The sequence below is a fragment of the Frigoribacterium sp. VKM Ac-2530 genome (assembly GCF_015350835.1).
Taxonomy (GTDB): domain Bacteria; phylum Actinomycetota; class Actinomycetes; order Actinomycetales; family Microbacteriaceae; genus Frigoribacterium.
Genome location: NZ_JADKSE010000002.1, coordinates 1,295,780 through 1,311,636, shown reverse-complemented (window position 1 = coordinate 1,311,636; position 15,857 = coordinate 1,295,780). Strand labels below are relative to the sequence as shown.

Genomic DNA, 15,857 nt, shown 5'->3' with positions numbered 1-15,857 from the left:
GCGGGTGCGGCGGCGCTACGCGAGCAGGTCGTTCGCGAGGTAGCCGGCGTATCCGCCGCGGGTGCGGCCGACCTGGCGGCCCGAGGTGAGGACCTCGCCGGCCTCCGACGCGACGACGACCGCCCCGGCGGCGCGGGCGCGGGCCACGAGCTCGACGTCCTCGTGCAGGTCGAGCTCGCCGAACCCCCCGGCCGCCTCGTAGACCGTCGCCCGCAGGCCGAGGTTGGCGCCGTGGACGTGTCCGTTCGGCCGGCCGGGAGTGTGCCGCGACAGCCAGGCCGCGACCTGGGCGTCCGAGAGGTCGGCGAAGTCCGGGCGCACCGTGCCCACGACGACGTCCGCCCCCTCGCGATCGGCGAGGTCGAGCTGCGATGTCAGCCACGCGGGCGGGACGGCCGAGTCGGCGTCCGTGGCGGCCAGCCAGACGGCGTCGGGGGCGACGCCGAGCTCGGCGAGCCGGGCGAAGGCGACCCGGGCGCCCTCCGAGCGGGCGGCGCCGACGGAGCGGAGGCGGGTCTCGACCACCGTCACGTCGGGCGCGGCGGCCGCGATGGCGGCCGTGTCGTCCGAGCAGTCGTCGGCCACGACGACGGTGACGACCCGCACCTCCTCGTCTCGGCCCTTCCCTGCTGCCGTGTCTGGTGCGGAGCCGTTCGCTGCGGCACGACCGGCCAGCAGGAGGCGCGCGTCGCGGATCGAGGCGAGGCACCGGGCGACCAGCTCCGCCTCGTCGCGCGCGGGGACGACGACCGCGACGCCGGCGATGCGCGGCGGGGTCGCGGGCTGCGGGGTCACGGGCTGCGAGGTCATCGGAGGCCCGTCCTGCTCGCGACCGACCGGGGGTCGCGCGAGAAGACGTCGAGGAGGAAGTCCTCCTCGACGTGGCCGACGACGCGCGTCAGGCCGGCGTCGCGGGCCCAGGCGGCGAGCGCCTCGTGCACCTCGTCGCCGCCCTGGGCGAAGTCGTCCGCGCCGTGCCGCCAGTGGCAGGCGACGAGCGAGCCGCCGGGCGCGAGCACGCGGTCGACGTCGACGAGCAGCGCTCCGAGCGCCTCGGGAGACAAGTAGTAGCCGACCTCGCCGAGCACGACGAGGTCGAGCTCGTGGTCGCCCTGGGGCAGCCCGGCCGAGACGTCGGCGACCTCCGCGCGCACGTGCGGCTGGGCGGCCAGGCGCTCGCGGGCCCGCTCGACGGCGACCGACGAGACGTCGACGGCGAGCACGGAGTCCGCGCGCGGGGCGAGCTGCTCGGTGACGACGCCGATCGAGCAGCCGATCTCGAGCACGCGGCCGAGGCGCTCGTCGGGCAGGGAGGCGAGCACGAGGGCGCGCTTGCGGCGCTCGTACCAGCGCGTCGTGACGCCCCACGGGTCGTCGCGGCGGGCGTGCGTCGCGTCGAACGACGGTGCGAGCTCGAACGTGGCCTCGGCGGAGGGCGTCGGCTCGGGTGCGGGTGCGGGTGCGGGCGCGGGGGCGGGCGCCTCGACGAAGACCTCCGCGCCGCCGACGAAGTGCTCGACGAAGTCGGGCCGCAGCACGGCCTCGTCGCCGGGCCGGTCGCTCAGCGGCAGCACCTGCGAGGAGTACCGCGCGAGCGCCCGCTGCTTCGCGAGGCCCGCCTCCTCGTCGCCCTCGACGCGCACGAGCGCGTCCCACGGCACGTCGGGGTGGTCGGGCCCGCCCCAGTGCCACATCCAGATCGGGTACTCGAGGAGGCGGGCGTCCGGCAGCGCGGACCCGTCGCCTCCCACGAGCTCCGCCGCGACCTCGCCGAGCACCCGGTGGTCGCGGTGCCCGTCGCCCCGCCACGGGGCGAGGACGAGCACGGGCCGCCGTGCGTCGAGCAGGTCGGCGAGCTGGCGACGGACGTCGTCGCGGGCCTCGCGGAGGCCGCCGTCGGCGACGCCGAGGGCGACCAGCTCGATCCGGGCGCCCTGGACGTCAGGATCGCGGAGCCCGGCAGGGTCGCCGAGGTCAGCAGGGTCGCCGAGGCCGGCAGGGTCGCCGAGGCTGGCAGGGTCGCCCGAGCCGGCAGGGTCGCCCGAGCCGGCAGGGTCGCCGAGCCCAACGCGGTCGCCGAGGTCGGCGAGCTCGCCGAGCCCGGCGAGCTCGTCGAGCGCGGCGCGGGCCTCGGCCATGCGGAGCTCGCGGAGCGACCCGGCCGGAGTCGACGCCGAGCGCGGGTGCGACGCCGCACCGTCGGTCACGACGACGACCGTCACGGCACGGCCGTGCCGCACGAGCTGCGCGATCAGCGAGCCGGCGCCGAGCGTCTCGTCGTCGGCGTGCGCGGCGAGGACGACCACCGGACCGGAGGCGGCGACCAGGTCGAACGCGCCGGGCGCGTCCGGCTCGGCGACGGCGGGCACGAGCGCGGGGTCGAGCGGGCGCGGAGCAGGCAGGGTCGCCCAGCGCGGGTCGGAGCGCCAGGTCGCCACGGAGGTGCCGGGCTCGCGGGCGTCGAAGCTCACCACAGGGCGATCCCCGCGGTGCCCGTGCTGCCCGTGCTGCCCGCACTGGCGGTGCGGGCGCCAGCGACGGTTCCGCCGACGTCGGCGGCTCGTCGAGATGACGCTCCGGGGGCGTCCGGCGCCGCGGGACCCCCGGGGAGCGTCACCTCGTCGGCCGTGGGCACGGCGGCTGCCGCGGCGACGGCTGCAGCCGCGGTGACGGCCGCGTCGCGCACGGCGCCGCCGAGCGACGCGTCGTCCTTCGACGCGTGCCGCTGCCGCAGGTACAGCTCGAGGTCGGCCACGCGCTTGGCGTGCTCCGGGTCGGAGGCGAGCGGCGCCGGGCCGAGCGCTCCGCCGACGGCGGCGAGCACGTCCTCGGCCGCGTGGGCGACCGTCGCGCGCGTCCTCTTCGCGAGGAGCCGCGCCTCCTGCCCGACCGCCCGGCCGGAGTCGACGGCGACGGCCGCCTCCTCGAGTGCGCGACGTGCGTCGCCGAGGCGCTCGTCGACGACGCCGAGCGCACGGAGCACCCAGGGGTCGGGGTCGCGGGCGACCGCGGACCTCAGCAGGGCGCCGGCGACGCCGACCGCCCCGCCGTACCAGCAGGCGGCGACGGCGATGCCGCCCCACTCGAAGCCGGGTCGGCGGAGGTACCAGCCGGGCTCCCCGACGGGCGTCGCGGGCACGGACGCGAACGTCACCGGTCCCGACGGGATCTCGACCAGGCCGCGCGCGTGCCAGGCGCCGGGCACGACCTCGACGCCGGCCTGGCGGAGGTCGACGGCGAACAGGCGACGCTCGTCGCCGACCCAGGCGGTCACGAGCGCGCCGTCGAGCACGCCCGCGAGCGAGCACCACGGCTTGGTGCCGCTGAGGGTCCAGGAGGTGCGGGCCGCGTCGGCGGGCTCGGCCACGAGCTTCGTGCCCGGGCCCTCCGCCGCGAACACGCCCCAGATGAACCCCTCCGCCGAGGAGGCGCGGGCCGGCAGCACGACCGTGCCCGCCTCCCGCGCCTGGTCGAGGATCGCGGTCGCGTCGAGGTGCGGCTCGACGGCCCGGGCCGCTCCCACGTCGTGGGCCGCGAGGGTGGCGAGGGCCAACCACAGGTCGGCGGTGGAGCCGGCTCCGGGGACGGGCGCCGCACCTCCTCGACCGGTCAGGTCGGCGGCGAGGGCGAGGGAGTCGGCGACCGAGCGCGGCAGGCGTGCGCGGACGACAGCCGTGGCCGACCGGGGGTCGACCTCGTGGGAGAGGTGCATCTGCCGAATGTACGGCGCTGCCGCCGTCGCGGTTCACGGAGGCGCGCGCGACCGCCGCTCCGTTCGCCCTGCGAGCGGCGTCCGCACCCTCGGGACCCGCGCAGACCCGCGCTCGCGCCGAGGGGTGTGCGCGGGTTCGCGGGGTACGGAGCGTGGCGGGGGCGCACGGCGCGCCGCGGCGCCGGGCCCAGCGCTACAGCGTCAGGCGGCGCTCGACGAGCTGCGCGGCGACGTCGGCCAGCTTCAGCCGCTTCTCGCGGGCGTGGCGGCGGATCAGCACGAACGCCTCGTCCGTGCTGACGCCCCGCACGTGCGCGACGACGCCCTTGGCCTGCTCGATCACGACGCGGGTGTCGAGGGCGCCCTGCAGCTGTTGCTGCACGACGGCGCTCTCGCGCAGGGTGCGCTCCTGCAGGATGCCGATCGTCGCGACGTCGGCGAGCGCCTGCGCGACCCGGACGTCGCGGTCGTTCAGCTCGCCGACGGTGCTCCGGAGCAGATTCAGGGTGCCGATCACGGTGCCCCGCAGGCGCAGCGGCACGGCGTGCGCCGAGCGGAAGCCCTGCTCCCGTGCGACCTCGACGAACTCCGGCCAGCGCTCCCGGTCGACGTCGACGTCGGGCAGCGAGACGGGCGCGGCGGTCGTGAAGCTCGTCCAGCACGGGCCGGAGCGGGCGTCGAGCTGCATGGTCTCGACGAGCGTGCTCGACTCGCTGGTCGAGGCGACGACCTCGAGGTCGCCGTCCTCGTCCGCCAGCAGGATCCCCGCCTCGTCGACGTCGAGCACCCGGCTGCAGGTCTCGACGAGCGTCTGCAGCAGCTCGATGACGTCGAAGCCCGCGACGAGGCTGTCGGCGAGGGCCGCGAAGGTGTCGACGAGGACGGCCTCGCGGCTCGCCTCGCCGCGGGCGTCGCGGCCGTCGGCGCTCATCGCTCCACGATCCCGTCGGCCCCGGACGCGAAGCTGAGCCGGCCGTCGAGGACCGCGTCCGCGACCTCGCGCATCGGCACGCCCTGCGCGAAGGCGTGGCCCTGGAGCAGCAGCTCGGCGTCCTCGGCCGAGAGGTCGGCCTGGGCCAGCACCATGCCGGTCGCCTGGTGGATGCGACGCCGGGAGTACTTGTCGACCCGCACCTCCTCGGCCTGGTCGTCGGCGACGTCGCTGACCGCACGCCGCAGCAGGTGCCGGCTGACCTGTCCGGCCAGGGCGGAGGCGCGGCGTGCGCTCGCGTCGGGCAGGTCGCCCGGGCGGTCGCACCAGAGCTCCATCGCGCCGAGGGCGAGGGGGCCGAGCAGCAGGGGGAACGCGTGGAGGGCCTCCACGGCGTCGTGGTCGAGCAGGGCGCGCGAGAAGGCGGGCCAGGTGCGTCGCGGCGCGATCCTGAGGTTGGCCTCGAAGACGGGGCGACGCTCGCTGACGGCGTCCCAGCAGGGACCCTCGCCGAGGTCGAACTGGAGCTCGTCGAGCCGTGCCGCCACCGGGTCGCTCGCCGACACCGTCTCGGTGCGCAGCAGCCCGCCCATCGTCGCGACGGACACTCCCGACACGGGGAGGGCCGCGAGGAGGGATCCCGCGAGGTCGCTGTCGTCCATGAGGGCGAGGCTACCTGCCCCGGCGGGCAGGGCGGTGGTCAGTGCGCCGGACGGACATCGGCGGGCGCGGCAGCGGCAGCGGCCGCGGCCGCGGCCGTCACGGTCGTCACGGTCGTCGCAGCCGCCGCAGCCGCCGCGCCCGCCGCGGTCAGAGCAGCACCGTGCTGCTGCGGAACGACGCCGGCGCGTCGCCCACCTGCCACACGACGGTCAGCCCTCGGGGTGCGCCGTCGGTCGAGGCCGAGCCCACGGGGATCGTGAACTCCCTGCCCGAGCCGGCCGAGACGGGCTCGTCGACGGGCGTCTCGACCCCGTCCATGAAGGCGAACAGGCCGGTCGGGTAGCCGACCGTCGACGGCCCGGTCGCGTCGGCCGAGGCCGGCGACGCGAACGAGAGGGAGGCGGGTGCCGAGTCGTCGAAGGAGGCGGCGCCCGCGTCGGACTGCACGTCCTCCGCCCCCGCGGCCGGGTTCGTCCACTCGTAGACGGAGTCGCCGGTCGAGGGCACGCCGGCGTCGTCGATGCGGAGGCCCGCCGACGACTCGCGGACGATCCACGCGTCGGCCTCGGCCTCGGTCGTCGCGCTGACGACGGTGACGGCGCCCTCGAGGGCCTCCACTTCCTGGAAGGTCGCGCCGGCGAGCTGACCGGCCGCCTCGGGCGTGACCGTGCCGTCCCGGCCGAACGCCGACGCGAACTGCTGCTCGGACGGGTAGAAGGCCTGCGCCTCGGGCGTGAGCAGGGCCCAGGCCGCGGCCGCGTCGCCGGCCGTGGCGGCGTCCAGGTACTCGCGGACGAGCTCGACCGCCGGCGAGACGGCGGAGGTCGCCGACTCGGACGGGACGGGGTCGGATGCGGAGGTGACGGTCACCGTGGGGGTCGTGTCCTCGGCCTCCGCGGAGGTGCAGCCGGCCGTGGCCCCGAGCACCGCGACGGCGAGCGCGGCGCCGGTCAGGGTCGCGCGGGCCGACGGCGTGCGGGTGGAGGGTGTGCGGCTGGAGGGTGTGCGGCTGGAGGGTGTGCGGGCAGGGGTCTTGGTGATGAGGGCTGCTCGTGTCGTTCTCATGAGGCGGACGGTAGGCGAGGCGGGCGGAGGCCGACCGCGACTCCCAGGGGACCGTGACCCGCGCCTCCTGCCGGGTCGTGACCCGCGCCTCCTCGTGCCCGACCTCAGCGGAACGACGCCGCGACCCCGTTGCGGTGGTAGTCGAACACGATGCTGGTGCGGGTCGAGGCGACCGACGGCTGGGCCGAGAGATGGTCGACCACGAAGGTGCGGATCTCGCTCGAGTCGGCCACGGCGATGTGCACGATGAAGTCGTCGTGCCCGCCGAGGAAGAACACCTGCAGCACCTGCGGCAGGCTCCGCACGGCCTCCGAGAACGCGGTGATCGCGGCCTGCCGCGACCCCGGCCGCAGGGTCACGCCGACGATCGCCTGCAGCGGCAGCCCGAGGCTGCGCTGGTCGATGCTCGTCAGGAACCCCGTCACCACCCCGCGGTCGATCAGCGAGCGCAGCCGCACGTGCGCCGTCGAGGGCGCGACGCCCACCGCCGCGGCGAGCGCGGCGTTCGAGATGCGCGCGTCCGTCCCGAGCACGTCGAGGAGGCGCAGGTCGAGCTCGTCGAGCGGGCCGGAGGCGCGAAGATCGTTCGGCCCCGGACTCGCGGGGAGGTCTTCTCTCGGGTCGGATGCAGCCATGGGGCATCCTCGCAGAAGATCCTTCGGTCGAAACAGGTCTGAAACGAACGATCGCCACGATCGGGTCACACTGGATGAGCAGGGTCGCGACGAGGCGCTCCTGACGAAGATCGGAGCAACCGTGCGCGTCGGAGTCCCCACCGAGATCAAGAACAACGAGAACCGGGTGGCCCTCACGCCCGCCGGGGCTGACGCCCTGGTGCGTCGCGGCCACGAGGTGCTCGTGCAGGCGGGCGCCGGGCTCGGCTCGCGCATCCACGACGACGACTTCTCCGCCGTCGGCGCGACGATCGTCGCGACCGCCGACGAGGTCTGGTCGGCCGCCGACCTGCTGCTCAAGGTCAAGGAGCCGATCGCGTCCGAGCACCGCCACCTGCGCGCCGACCAGGTCGTCTTCACCTACCTGCACCTCGCCGCCGACCGGTCCCTGACGGAGGCGCTGGTCGCCTCCGGCACGACCGCGATCGCCTACGAGACGGTGCAGCTGCGCGACCGCTCGCTGCCGCTGCTGCAGCCGATGAGCGAGGTCGCAGGGCGCCTGTCGATCACCGTCGGGGCGTACCACCTGATGCGCGCCTCCGGCGGTCGCGGCACCCTGCTCGGCGGCGTGCCCGGCACGCCGGCCGCGAAGGTCGTCGTGATCGGCGGCGGGGTCGCCGGCGAGCACGCGGCCGCGAACGCCCTCGGCCTGGGCGCGGACGTGACCGTGGTCGACCTGTCGCTGCCGCGCCTCCGTGCGCTCGAGTCGCGCTTCGACGGCCGGGTCGCGACGCGGCACTCGTCGCCGTTCGAGATCGCCGCGCAGGTGCGCGAGGCCGACCTCGTGATCGGCTCCGTGCTGATCCCGGGGGCGGCGGCGCCGAAGCTCGTCACCGACGAGATGGTCGCGACGATGAAGCCGGGCGCCGTGCTCGTCGACATCGCGATCGACCAGGGCGGCTGCTTCGAGGGGTCGCGACCGACCACCCACGACGACCCCACCTTCGCCGTGCACGACACGGTCTACTACTGCGTCGCGAACATGCCCGGCGCCGTGCCCGAGACGTCGACGCGCGCGCTGACCAACGCGACGCTGCCGTACGTCGTGGCCGTCGCCGACCAGGGCTGGGAGGCGGCGACCGCGGCGGACCCGGCCCTCGCCGCGGGGCTCAACGTCGTCGCCGGCGCGGTCGTCGCGCCGGGCGTCGCCGCCGCGCTCGGGATGCCGCTCGGGGCGCTGCCCGCGCGCGGCTGACGCTGCCGCTGCCCTCATGCGGCGGGCAGATGCGGCGCATGCCTGCGGCCGCGCGCCGAGGCGTCCCCGAGTGTGCGCCACACCTCGAACCGCGTTCCGAACCATGAACCGCGAACAAACCCGGTTCATGGTTCGGAACGCGGTTCGGGAGGGGCTGTGGCCGGCGTCGAGGAGGGGCAGGGGCAGCATCGAGGAGGTGCGGCTGACGACACGCCGGAGCGGTTGCGCGAGCCGATCCGGCCTGCCTACACTCGCCTCCTGTTCGAACGCGTGTTCGAGAGAGAGGCGGCCCCGATGAACATCTCCACCACCCGATCGGCCGTCGCGCTCTGGTTCGTCGACGGCACGCCCGACCGGCTCGTGCACGACGGCACCCGGTGGCGCGTGACGGACACCCCGACCGAGATGTGGCACGAGCCGGCCTTCGTGCCCGCGCTGATCACGCACCCGCCGCAGCAGTTCGTGGGGTGGCGGTTCCAGGCCACCGACGGCGTCGGCACGACGCACATGTTCGAGGTGCTGCGCGACGGCGCAGGGCAGTGGGTGCTCGGCCGCGTCTACGACTGAGGCCCGATCGCGGTCGAGCCCGCCGCCCGGTCAGGCCGCGTCGCGGTCACTCGAGGCGCTTGCGCTTCTCCACCTCGACCTCGAGGGCGCGCAGGCGGGCCTGCTGCTCGTGGAACTCGATCTCGCGGTCGAGGTCGGCGAGCTGCTCCTCGGTCGTCTTCTGCCGCGGGGCGGTCGGCTGCGACGACCACGAGGAGGCGCGACGCGAGCCCCCGAAGCCGACCCGCTCCGATCGACGCGGGTCCCCGAACGAGACGTTCTCGGACGACCTCCCCCCGAACGACCCCGCCGCGCGGGCGGCGCTCCAGTCGTGGCCGACGATGAACCACAGGGCACTGCCGAGCAGCGGCACGAACACGACGAGCAGCACCCAGACGAGCTTGGGCAGCCCGCGCACCTGCGAGTCGTCGCGCGACACGATGTCGACGAGGGCGATCAGGCTGACGGCGAACATCGCCACGGTGAAGAGGACGTACACGGTCGGGAGCCTAGCGAGCGCCCGCGCCTCGACGCGAGGGCCAGGTGCACCCAGCCCGGGGGTGCAGGAGGGATGCGCGACCCTCCCCACAGCATGTGGAGAAGTGTGTGGAAAACGTGTGTCGTGAGCGACTCCTTCGGGGGATAACTGGTCCGAGCTGTGGACTACTGTGTGGAAATTACATGGCTGTAACTCGGACGCGGGCCTCTGATCAGGACTTTTGTTGCGCTGTCCCTTGTGGATAAGTGCACAGGCGCTACACCTCCTTCATCCACAGCAGGGCCGTGCGCACGCGGCGGGCAGGCGAGACGACCTCGCGGCGGGCCGCGCACCGGGCAGCCCGGGAGGAGGAGCGGGACCGAGCGCGCGGGGCGGCGGCTCGTTCGGGCGGCCTCGCTCGACGCGCGCTCAGTCGTTCCTGGTGCCTCGGGTCCACCAGGCAGGACGATCCTAGCGGGTGGATACCCGCGAGTATGCAAGGGATCCCGGCCCTGCGCGCCGCAGACGACAGCCGTCGCCCGGACGTTAGGGTGACGGCATGTCCACGACCGGGAGCGCCCCCGCCAAGCGCCCGCCGCGCGCCGAGGTGCGTGAGCGCCTGATCGAGGCTGCGAGCCGGCTCTTCGCGCGCCACGGCGTCCACACGACGACCCTCGACGACGTGGCCAAGGCGGCCGGGTTCAGCAAGGGCGCGGTCTACTCGAACTTCGACTCGAAGGCCGACCTCGTCGTCACCTTGCTGCGTCGCGAGACGGACGGTGCGCTCCGGGCCCTGCACGAGATGCGCGTGCCCGGCACCGACCTGCCCGACCTGCCGGCCGCGATCCGCGCGGCGTTCGCGCCGTACGGCCCGGGCACAGCCGACGACTTCAGCCTCATGTCCGAGCTCCGCTCCCAGGCGCTCGCCGAGCCGCGCGTCATGGAGGTCTTCGTCGAGCAGCGACGGGCCGTGCTCGACACGCTGCGCGGCCTCGTCGACCAGGTGTTCCAGGGACGCACGCCCGACGCGACCGGGCTCTCCTCCGACCAGCTGGCGCGCCTCCTCATCACCATCTCGGTCGGCTCCGCGTTCGACGCGCCGGCCACCGGCGACGTCGCGCCCGGCGACCTGATGGGCGACGTCGTCGCGGCGCTGCTGCGTCCCGTGACGGGCAGCTCCCCCGCGGCCTGACCCGCGCCTCCTCGCAGAGGAAGGTGCCGACGTGGAAGCGACGAACCTCCGCGGGACATCACGGAGGTTCGTCGCTCTCGGGTCGGCTCAGCGCCGGCCCGGCGGGGCTAGGCCCAGAGGAAGGGCACCACGAACAGCAGCAGCGTCACGACCGGCCCGATGATCACCATCGACAGGCCCCAGAACATGAGGTGGCGGTAGAGGCGCGGGCGCTCCTCCTCGACGCCCGAGGCGACGATCGTCGCGCCCGTCGTGCCGAACGGCGCACAGTCGACCAGCGACGCCGAGATGGCCAGCGCGTAGATGAAGCCGGTCATCTCGAGGCCTCCGCCGGGGATCAGCAGGGGCACGGCGAGCGGGATGAGCGCGCCGAGGATGCCGATCGTCGACGCGAAGGCCGACACGAGCCCGGCGATCACGCAGATCACGAGGGCGGCGAGCAGCGGGGAGTCGACCGAGCGGGCGGCCTCGCCGAGCTGGTCGATGGCGCCGAGGCGGGTCAGCACGCCGACGTAGGTGATGATCCCGCCGAGCAGCAGGATGGTGCCCCAGTCGATGCGGCCGAGCGCCTGGCGGCCCACGTCGGGGTTCACGAAGGCGAGCAGCACGGCGATCGTCAGCGCCACGGCGCCGAGGTTCAGGTCGACGTCGAGCAGCGTGATCGTGAAGAACCCGACGATCAGCACCGGGATCGAGACGAGCACGAGCAGCTGGTAGCCGCTGAGCTTCTCGGCGGGGGCGTCGTCGAGCGAGACGGCCGAGGAGGCGGCGGTCGCGGTGGCCGTCGACGTCGCGGAGGCGGTCGTGGCCGAGGAGGCGGCGCCCGCCTGGGCGCGGTCCGCACCGGTGGCGGCTGTGCCGACGGCGCCCTCGCTCGTGGCGACGGTCGTCGCGAGGCCGGAGCCGCCGATCCCGGGGCCGCCGGCACGGCGACGCGACGAGCCCGAGCCCGAGCGACCCGAGCCCGCGGCGGCGGCGGCACCTGCGGCGCGCGTCCGGGCGATGAGCTCGCGCCCGCCGAACAGGAAGAAGGCGACGAGCACGACGAGCGTGTTGATGCCGATCGACAGCCCGAACATCAGCGCGGGGTTGTAGGGGATCCCCGCGGTGCGGGCCACGGTCATCACGGTGATGCCGTTGATGCTCGTCGGGGCGAGCGCGCCGCCGACGATGGCCGAGCTCATGACGATGCCCATCATCGTCGAGTGGATCTTGTGCTTGTGGGCGAGGCTCATCGCGATCGGGACGATCGTGAACGCGGCGTGCGACGTACCGAGGCAGGCGACGAGCGTGCCGATGACGAACATCGCCCACGGGATGAGCGCGACGCGGTCGCCGATCAGGCGCACCGAGCGGTCGACCAGCCAGTCGATGGTGCCGGTGACCCTGGCGATGCCGAACAGGTACGTGATGCCGAGCAGGATCAGCAGGGCGTCGACGGGGAACCCGCCGAGCACGTCGTCGAGGCTCTCGCCGACGACGAGCACGCCGACCACGAGGGCGGCGACGAGCGCGAGGGCGCCCATGTGGATGTTGCGCACGGCCGAGATCGTGAAGACGGCGACCAGGACGATCAGCGCGATGATCTCGACGCTCACGAGGTCACCTCGATCGGGGCGGGGGCGGGCGGTGTCGGGCTGAGGGGCATCGTCGTCGATCTCCTGTGCGGTGGGGGCGGTGGGTGCTGCAGGGGTGTGGAGCGGGAAGGAGGCGCGGGTCAGGCCCCGAGGGCCAGGCCCGTCCGGTACGCGGCCAGCGCGGCGGCGGGCACGTCGGCGAGGTCGTCGAGGCGCACGAGCTCGCCCGGCGCGACGTCGGCCACGAGCCGTGCGCCGCTGAGCAGGTAGTACGGCGCGACGCCGTGGTCGTCGGGATCGACGATCACGGGTGCGACGCCGGCGATCTCGTGGTGGTGCCCCTCGACGCGGAACGTCGTGCCCGCGGCGAGCGCCGAGCTCGACCGTGCGGCGAGCACCGTGTGCTGCCGGGGCTCGGCGACGGGCGACCCGCCGTCGACGGCTGCCGCGATGGTCAGCGGGGTCTCGACGCCCATGAAGTGGTACGGCCAGTAGATGCAGGCGTACCGGCCGTCGCGGCTGACGACGTGGCCCTTGCCGCGCAGGGTCTCCCAGGTGACGGGGTCGCCGGTGCGGACGACGACGAAGACGCCGCCGGCGAAGCTGGCCTCGCCCGGCAGCCGGAGCATCGAGAACACGTCGACGCTGCCGGTGCGGCCGATCAGTCCGCCGTCCTCGCGGGTGGCGTAGAGGTCGGCGAGCTCGTGCGGCCGGGCGACGGGGTAGTGCATGCCCTCGACGTCGGCGTGCGCGCCGGTGTAGAGCGACACCACGGTCATCTCGCAGTGGTCGGCCGCGGCGGACCGCTTGAGCGAGGCCACCTGGGCGGCCCGCGCCTCCACCGTCTCGAGGGGGCGGTCGCCGAGCTCGAGCAGGTCGGCGAGCCCGGGGGCGTCGACGGTCGTGCCGGCCTGGTCGACGACGCCGGTGGCCGGGTCGAAGGCGAGGTCGTACTCGCTCGACTTGCCGAGGGCGACGATGTCGAAGCCGCAGTCGAGCACCCAGGCGACGAGGCGCAGCAGGTTCGCGGGCTGGTCGCCGTCGCCGGGCAGGTAGCGGAGGCCGGCCGCGCGGGCCTTGGCGCTGAGGGCGACGCCGGCGACCGACTCGATCTCCTTGCTGACCATGACGACGTGCACGCCGTGGTCGAGGGCCGTGTCGGCGTAGCCGTGGCCGGCCTCGATGCGCCCGGTGGCCTCGACGAGCACGTCGGCGGCGCTCCAGTCGACGGCGGCGCCGTCGGCGATCACGGCGACCTGGCCGGCGGCGAGCGCGGCGGCCGTCTCGGCGACGGTGGAGGTGGTCGCGACGCGGTCGGCGGGGACCCCGAGCTCGTCGAGCATCCGCGTGGTGCCGGAGACGTCGGGGTCGACGAGCTGGGTCGCGACCATGTCGTCGAGCCGGCGCAGCTGGTCGAGCAGGGTGCGGCCGTACCCGCCGTTCGCTCCGGTGAGGAGGACGCGGACCGGGGTCTCGCGGGCCTGGGTCGCGCGGCGCGACGTCGAGTGGAGGATCACCGTTGTTCCCGTTCGTTCGAGGTGGCCTGTCGTCCGAGAGGGATCGGTCGGCCGGGGCTTCGTGGGCAACCGTAGCCTGACTTCACAGATTGTCAAAGATCGCACCAAATAGTCACATATGCTGAGATGGCTCCGTCGCGTCCGACGACGGACGACATGTCTCCACCGGAAGGTCCCCATGCTCACAGGTGCCGTCGCCGACGACTTCACAGGAGCCACCGATCTCGCCGCCGCCCTGCACTCGCGCGGGCTGCGGACCGCTGTCGTCATCGGCGACCGGCCCGTCCCCGACGAGGAGGTGGCCGGGCTCGACGCCGTCGTCGTCGCCCTCAAGTCGCGCACCGCCCCCGTCGAGGAGGCGGTGGGCGCGTCCCTGGGGGCCGCCGACCGCCTCCTCGGCTGGGGTGCCGACCGCTTCTACCTCAAGTACTGCTCGACCTTCGACTCGACCGACGAGGGCAACATCGGGCCGGTGCTCGACGCGCTCCGCGAGCGCCTCGGCGCCGACCGCAGCGTCGTCGTGCCCGCGTTCCCCGGCACCGGCCGCACCGTGCGCGACGGCTCGCTGTGGGTCGGCGACGACCTGCTCGAGGACTCGTCCATGCGGCACCACCCGCTCACGCCCATGACGCGGTCGCGGCTGCGCGACCTGCTCGCGCCGCAGACCACGGCCACGGTCACCGAGATCGGGCTCGACGTGGTGCGCCGCGGGGCCGACGCGCTGCGGGAGGCGCTCGACGCGGCCCCCGCGGGCTACCTCGTCGTCGACGCCGTGGAGGACGACGACCTGAGGGCCATCGCGCAGGCGACGGCCGGGCACCGGCTCGTGAGCGGCGGGGCCGGCCTCGCGCTCGGGCTCGACCCGGTCGCGCCGGACGCGGCGGTCGCGACGGACGCGGCGGGCGCAGGCACTGCGGGCACGCGCGCAGCGGGCGCAGCCGACGCCGCCGTCCCGTTCCCCTCCTTCTCCCGTCGTCGCCTCGTCGTGTGCGGCTCGGCCTCGACCACCACGCAGGCGCAGGTCGCGTCCGCGGTCGCCGCCGGGCACCCGACCCGCAAGGTCGACATCGCGCAGGCGCTCGCCGATCCCGAGGCCGAGACCGCCTCGCTGGCCGAGTGGGTGCGCGCACTCGACGACGCCTCCGTGCCGGTCGTCTACTCGGTCGGCCAGCCGTCGGACGTCGTGCCCGCGGGGGCACTGCCCGCAGGAGGCGCGGGCGCCGCCGTCAGCGCCGCGGAGGTCGTCGAGACGGTCCTGTCGGGCCTCGTGCTCGACCTCGTCGCCGACGGCACGGTCGACCAGGTCGTCGTCGCGGGCGGCGAGACCAGCGGCGCCGTCGTCGGCTCCCTCGGCGTCGGCCTGCTCACGATCGGGCCCCTGCTCGCCCCCGGCGTCTGCTGGAGCGCGGCGACCACCGACGACGGCCGGGAGGTGGCGCTCGTCCTCAAGAGCGGCAACTTCGGCGCGGTCGACCTCTTCTCGAGCGCCTGGGAGGCACTGGCATGAGCGGCGCCGACGCACGGACGACGACACGGGCCGCGGAGCCCGGCCGTCTCGAGACCGCGGCGGAGCACGCGACGGCAGGCCGCCTCCTCGTGGCCGCCGGTCGCGCCCTCGTCGCCGCCGGGCTGAGCCCCGGCAGCTCGGGCAACGTCAGCGTCCGCGACGGCGACCGCCTGCTGATGACCGGCACCGGCACGCAGCTCGGCGACCTCGCACCGGACGACCTGTCGGTGCTCGACCTGGCGGGCACGCACCTCGGCGGCCCCGCGCCGTCGAAGGAGGTGGCGCTGCACCTGGCCATGTACGCCAAGGACCCTGCCCACACCGCCGTCGTCCACGTGCACTCGCCGTCGGCCGTCGCCCTGTCGTGCCTCGAGCCGTGGTCGGCCCACAGCGCCGTCCCGCCCCTGACGCCGTACGCGCTGATGCGGGTCGGCCAGGTGCCGCTGCTGCCGTTCGTCGCCCCCGGCGACCCGGCCATGGGCGCGCTCGTCGGCGACAGCCCGCTGCCGTTCCGGGCCGCGCTGCTGTCGAACCACGGCGCCGTCGTCAGCGGCGAGGACCTCGACCGGGCCGTGCAGAGCACGATCGAGCTCGAGGAGGCGTGCCGCATCGCCCTGCTCACCCAGGGCGCCGCCCGCCGGCTGATCGCGCCGGACCAGGTGCGGGCGATCACGGCCGCGTGGGGGATGCCCTGGACCGGTCCCGCCGACGAGGGCGACGCCTCCTCGGCCGCGGTCTCGCCCGCCTCCTCGGCCCCGGTCCCGCCCGCCGCCGGCGAGGGCCGCGACAACTAGGCTGGC

The 15,857-nt window shown here is 75.0% G+C and carries 15 protein-coding genes; 5 read left to right on the top strand and 10 right to left on the bottom strand.

Annotated features, from left to right (window positions below):
- Positions 1 to 15 precede the first annotated feature (15 nt).
- The 7 genes from ITJ48_RS15205 to ITJ48_RS15175 all read right to left on the bottom strand — a co-directional run bounded on the left by ITJ48_RS15205 (position 16) and on the right by ITJ48_RS15175 (position 7,006).
- Entirely contained in the window at positions 16 to 810 is a 795-nt protein-coding gene (locus ITJ48_RS15205; RefSeq protein WP_194614287.1) for a glycosyltransferase family 2 protein, read from the bottom strand.
- The gene (locus ITJ48_RS15200; RefSeq protein WP_194614286.1) at positions 807 to 2,474 is read right to left on the bottom strand and encodes a bifunctional PIG-L family deacetylase/class I SAM-dependent methyltransferase; all 1,668 of its coding nucleotides are present in this window, start codon (positions 2,472 to 2,474) and stop codon (positions 807 to 809) included. The genes ITJ48_RS15205 and ITJ48_RS15200 overlap by 4 nt, the downstream gene beginning before the upstream one ends.
- A complete protein-coding gene (locus tag ITJ48_RS15195) occupies positions 2,468 to 3,712 on the bottom strand; it encodes an acyl-CoA dehydrogenase (RefSeq protein WP_194614285.1) in 1,245 nt (414 codons plus the stop codon). Before ITJ48_RS15195 ends, ITJ48_RS15200 begins: the two co-directional genes overlap by 7 nt.
- Before the next feature lie 193 nt (positions 3,713 to 3,905).
- Positions 3,906 to 4,643: a GAF and ANTAR domain-containing protein gene (locus ITJ48_RS15190; RefSeq protein WP_194614284.1), complete on the bottom strand. Its 738-nt coding sequence runs from the start codon at positions 4,641 to 4,643 to the stop codon at positions 3,906 to 3,908.
- A complete protein-coding gene (locus tag ITJ48_RS15185; RefSeq protein ID WP_192170228.1) occupies positions 4,640 to 5,305 on the bottom strand; it encodes an ANTAR domain-containing protein in 666 nt (221 codons plus the stop codon). The genes ITJ48_RS15190 and ITJ48_RS15185 overlap by 4 nt, the downstream gene beginning before the upstream one ends.
- A gap of 148 nt (positions 5,306 to 5,453) precedes the next feature.
- Positions 5,454 to 6,371 carry a hypothetical protein gene (locus tag ITJ48_RS16350; protein WP_228506927.1) on the bottom strand — a complete coding sequence of 306 codons (918 nt, stop codon included), beginning with the start codon at positions 6,369 to 6,371 and terminating at the stop codon, positions 5,454 to 5,456.
- A gap of 104 nt (positions 6,372 to 6,475) precedes the next feature.
- Positions 6,476 to 7,006, bottom strand: a complete 531-nt coding sequence (locus tag ITJ48_RS15175) for an Lrp/AsnC family transcriptional regulator (protein WP_194614283.1) — start codon at positions 7,004 to 7,006, stop codon at positions 6,476 to 6,478.
- Between the two features lie 121 nt (positions 7,007 to 7,127).
- Here ITJ48_RS15175 and ald point away from each other — a divergent pair, with 121 nt between their 5' ends.
- The gene (gene ald / locus ITJ48_RS15170; protein ID WP_194614282.1) at positions 7,128 to 8,240 is read left to right on the top strand and encodes an alanine dehydrogenase; all 1,113 of its coding nucleotides are present in this window, start codon (positions 7,128 to 7,130) and stop codon (positions 8,238 to 8,240) included.
- A 294-nt stretch (positions 8,241 to 8,534) separates the two neighbouring features.
- Positions 8,535 to 8,807: a hypothetical protein gene (locus ITJ48_RS15165; protein WP_123548591.1), complete on the top strand. Its 273-nt coding sequence runs from the start codon at positions 8,535 to 8,537 to the stop codon at positions 8,805 to 8,807.
- Positions 8,808 to 8,853: 46 nt separating this feature from the next.
- Here the strand turns inward: ITJ48_RS15165 and ITJ48_RS15160 are convergent, their stop codons facing one another.
- The gene (locus ITJ48_RS15160; protein WP_370544952.1) at positions 8,854 to 9,285 is read right to left on the bottom strand and encodes a PLDc N-terminal domain-containing protein; all 432 of its coding nucleotides are present in this window, start codon (positions 9,283 to 9,285) and stop codon (positions 8,854 to 8,856) included.
- Between the two features lie 538 nt (positions 9,286 to 9,823).
- Between ITJ48_RS15160 and ITJ48_RS15155 the strand changes: the two genes are divergently transcribed.
- Positions 9,824 to 10,456 (top strand): TetR/AcrR family transcriptional regulator, encoded by a 633-nt coding sequence (locus ITJ48_RS15155; RefSeq protein ID WP_194614281.1) that lies wholly within the window; start codon positions 9,824 to 9,826, stop codon positions 10,454 to 10,456.
- A 107-nt stretch (positions 10,457 to 10,563) separates the two neighbouring features.
- On the opposite strand, the gene ITJ48_RS15150 is transcribed toward ITJ48_RS15155, so the two are convergent.
- Both ITJ48_RS15150 and ITJ48_RS15145 read right to left on the bottom strand, forming a co-directional pair.
- Positions 10,564 to 12,054 carry an SLC13 family permease gene (locus tag ITJ48_RS15150; protein ID WP_194614280.1) on the bottom strand — a complete coding sequence of 497 codons (1,491 nt, stop codon included), beginning with the start codon at positions 12,052 to 12,054 and terminating at the stop codon, positions 10,564 to 10,566.
- A gap of 119 nt (positions 12,055 to 12,173) precedes the next feature.
- Complete coding sequence (locus ITJ48_RS15145; RefSeq protein WP_370544951.1) at positions 12,174 to 13,550, bottom strand: homoserine dehydrogenase; 1,377 nt, start codon at positions 13,548 to 13,550, stop codon at positions 12,174 to 12,176.
- A 178-nt stretch (positions 13,551 to 13,728) separates the two neighbouring features.
- Here ITJ48_RS15145 and otnK point away from each other — a divergent pair, with 178 nt between their 5' ends.
- On the top strand, positions 13,729 to 15,057 hold the full coding sequence (otnK, locus tag ITJ48_RS15140; RefSeq protein WP_228506925.1) for a 3-oxo-tetronate kinase: 1,329 nt from the start codon (positions 13,729 to 13,731) through the stop codon (positions 15,055 to 15,057).
- Positions 15,054 to 15,851 (top strand): class II aldolase/adducin family protein, encoded by a 798-nt coding sequence (locus ITJ48_RS15135; protein ID WP_194614278.1) that lies wholly within the window; start codon positions 15,054 to 15,056, stop codon positions 15,849 to 15,851. The genes otnK and ITJ48_RS15135 overlap by 4 nt, the downstream gene beginning before the upstream one ends.
- Positions 15,852 to 15,857 lie beyond the last annotated feature (6 nt).

Excerpts from the sequence above, each read along its gene's own strand:
- ITJ48_RS15205 (WP_194614287.1), bottom strand. The coding sequence starts at position 810 with ATGACCTCGCAGCCCGTGACCCCGCAGCCCGCGACCCCGCCGCGCATC.
- ITJ48_RS15195 (WP_194614285.1), bottom strand. The coding sequence starts at position 3,712 with ATGCACCTCTCCCACGAGGTCGACCCCCGGTCGGCCACGGCTGTCGTC.
- ITJ48_RS15190 (WP_194614284.1), bottom strand. The coding sequence starts at position 4,643 with ATGAGCGCCGACGGCCGCGACGCCCGCGGCGAGGCGAGCCGCGAGGCC.
- ITJ48_RS15185 (WP_192170228.1), bottom strand. The coding sequence starts at position 5,305 with ATGGACGACAGCGACCTCGCGGGATCCCTCCTCGCGGCCCTCCCCGTG.
- ITJ48_RS16350 (WP_228506927.1), bottom strand. The coding sequence starts at position 6,371 with ATGAGAACGACACGAGCAGCCCTCATCACCAAGACCCCTGCCCGCACA.
- ITJ48_RS15175 (WP_194614283.1), bottom strand. The coding sequence starts at position 7,006 with ATGGCTGCATCCGACCCGAGAGAAGACCTCCCCGCGAGTCCGGGGCCG.
- ITJ48_RS15165 (WP_123548591.1), top strand. The coding sequence starts at position 8,535 with ATGAACATCTCCACCACCCGATCGGCCGTCGCGCTCTGGTTCGTCGAC.
- ITJ48_RS15155 (WP_194614281.1), top strand. The coding sequence starts at position 9,824 with ATGTCCACGACCGGGAGCGCCCCCGCCAAGCGCCCGCCGCGCGCCGAG.
- otnK (WP_228506925.1), top strand. The coding sequence starts at position 13,729 with ATGCTCACAGGTGCCGTCGCCGACGACTTCACAGGAGCCACCGATCTC.
- ITJ48_RS15135 (WP_194614278.1), top strand. The coding sequence starts at position 15,054 with ATGAGCGGCGCCGACGCACGGACGACGACACGGGCCGCGGAGCCCGGC.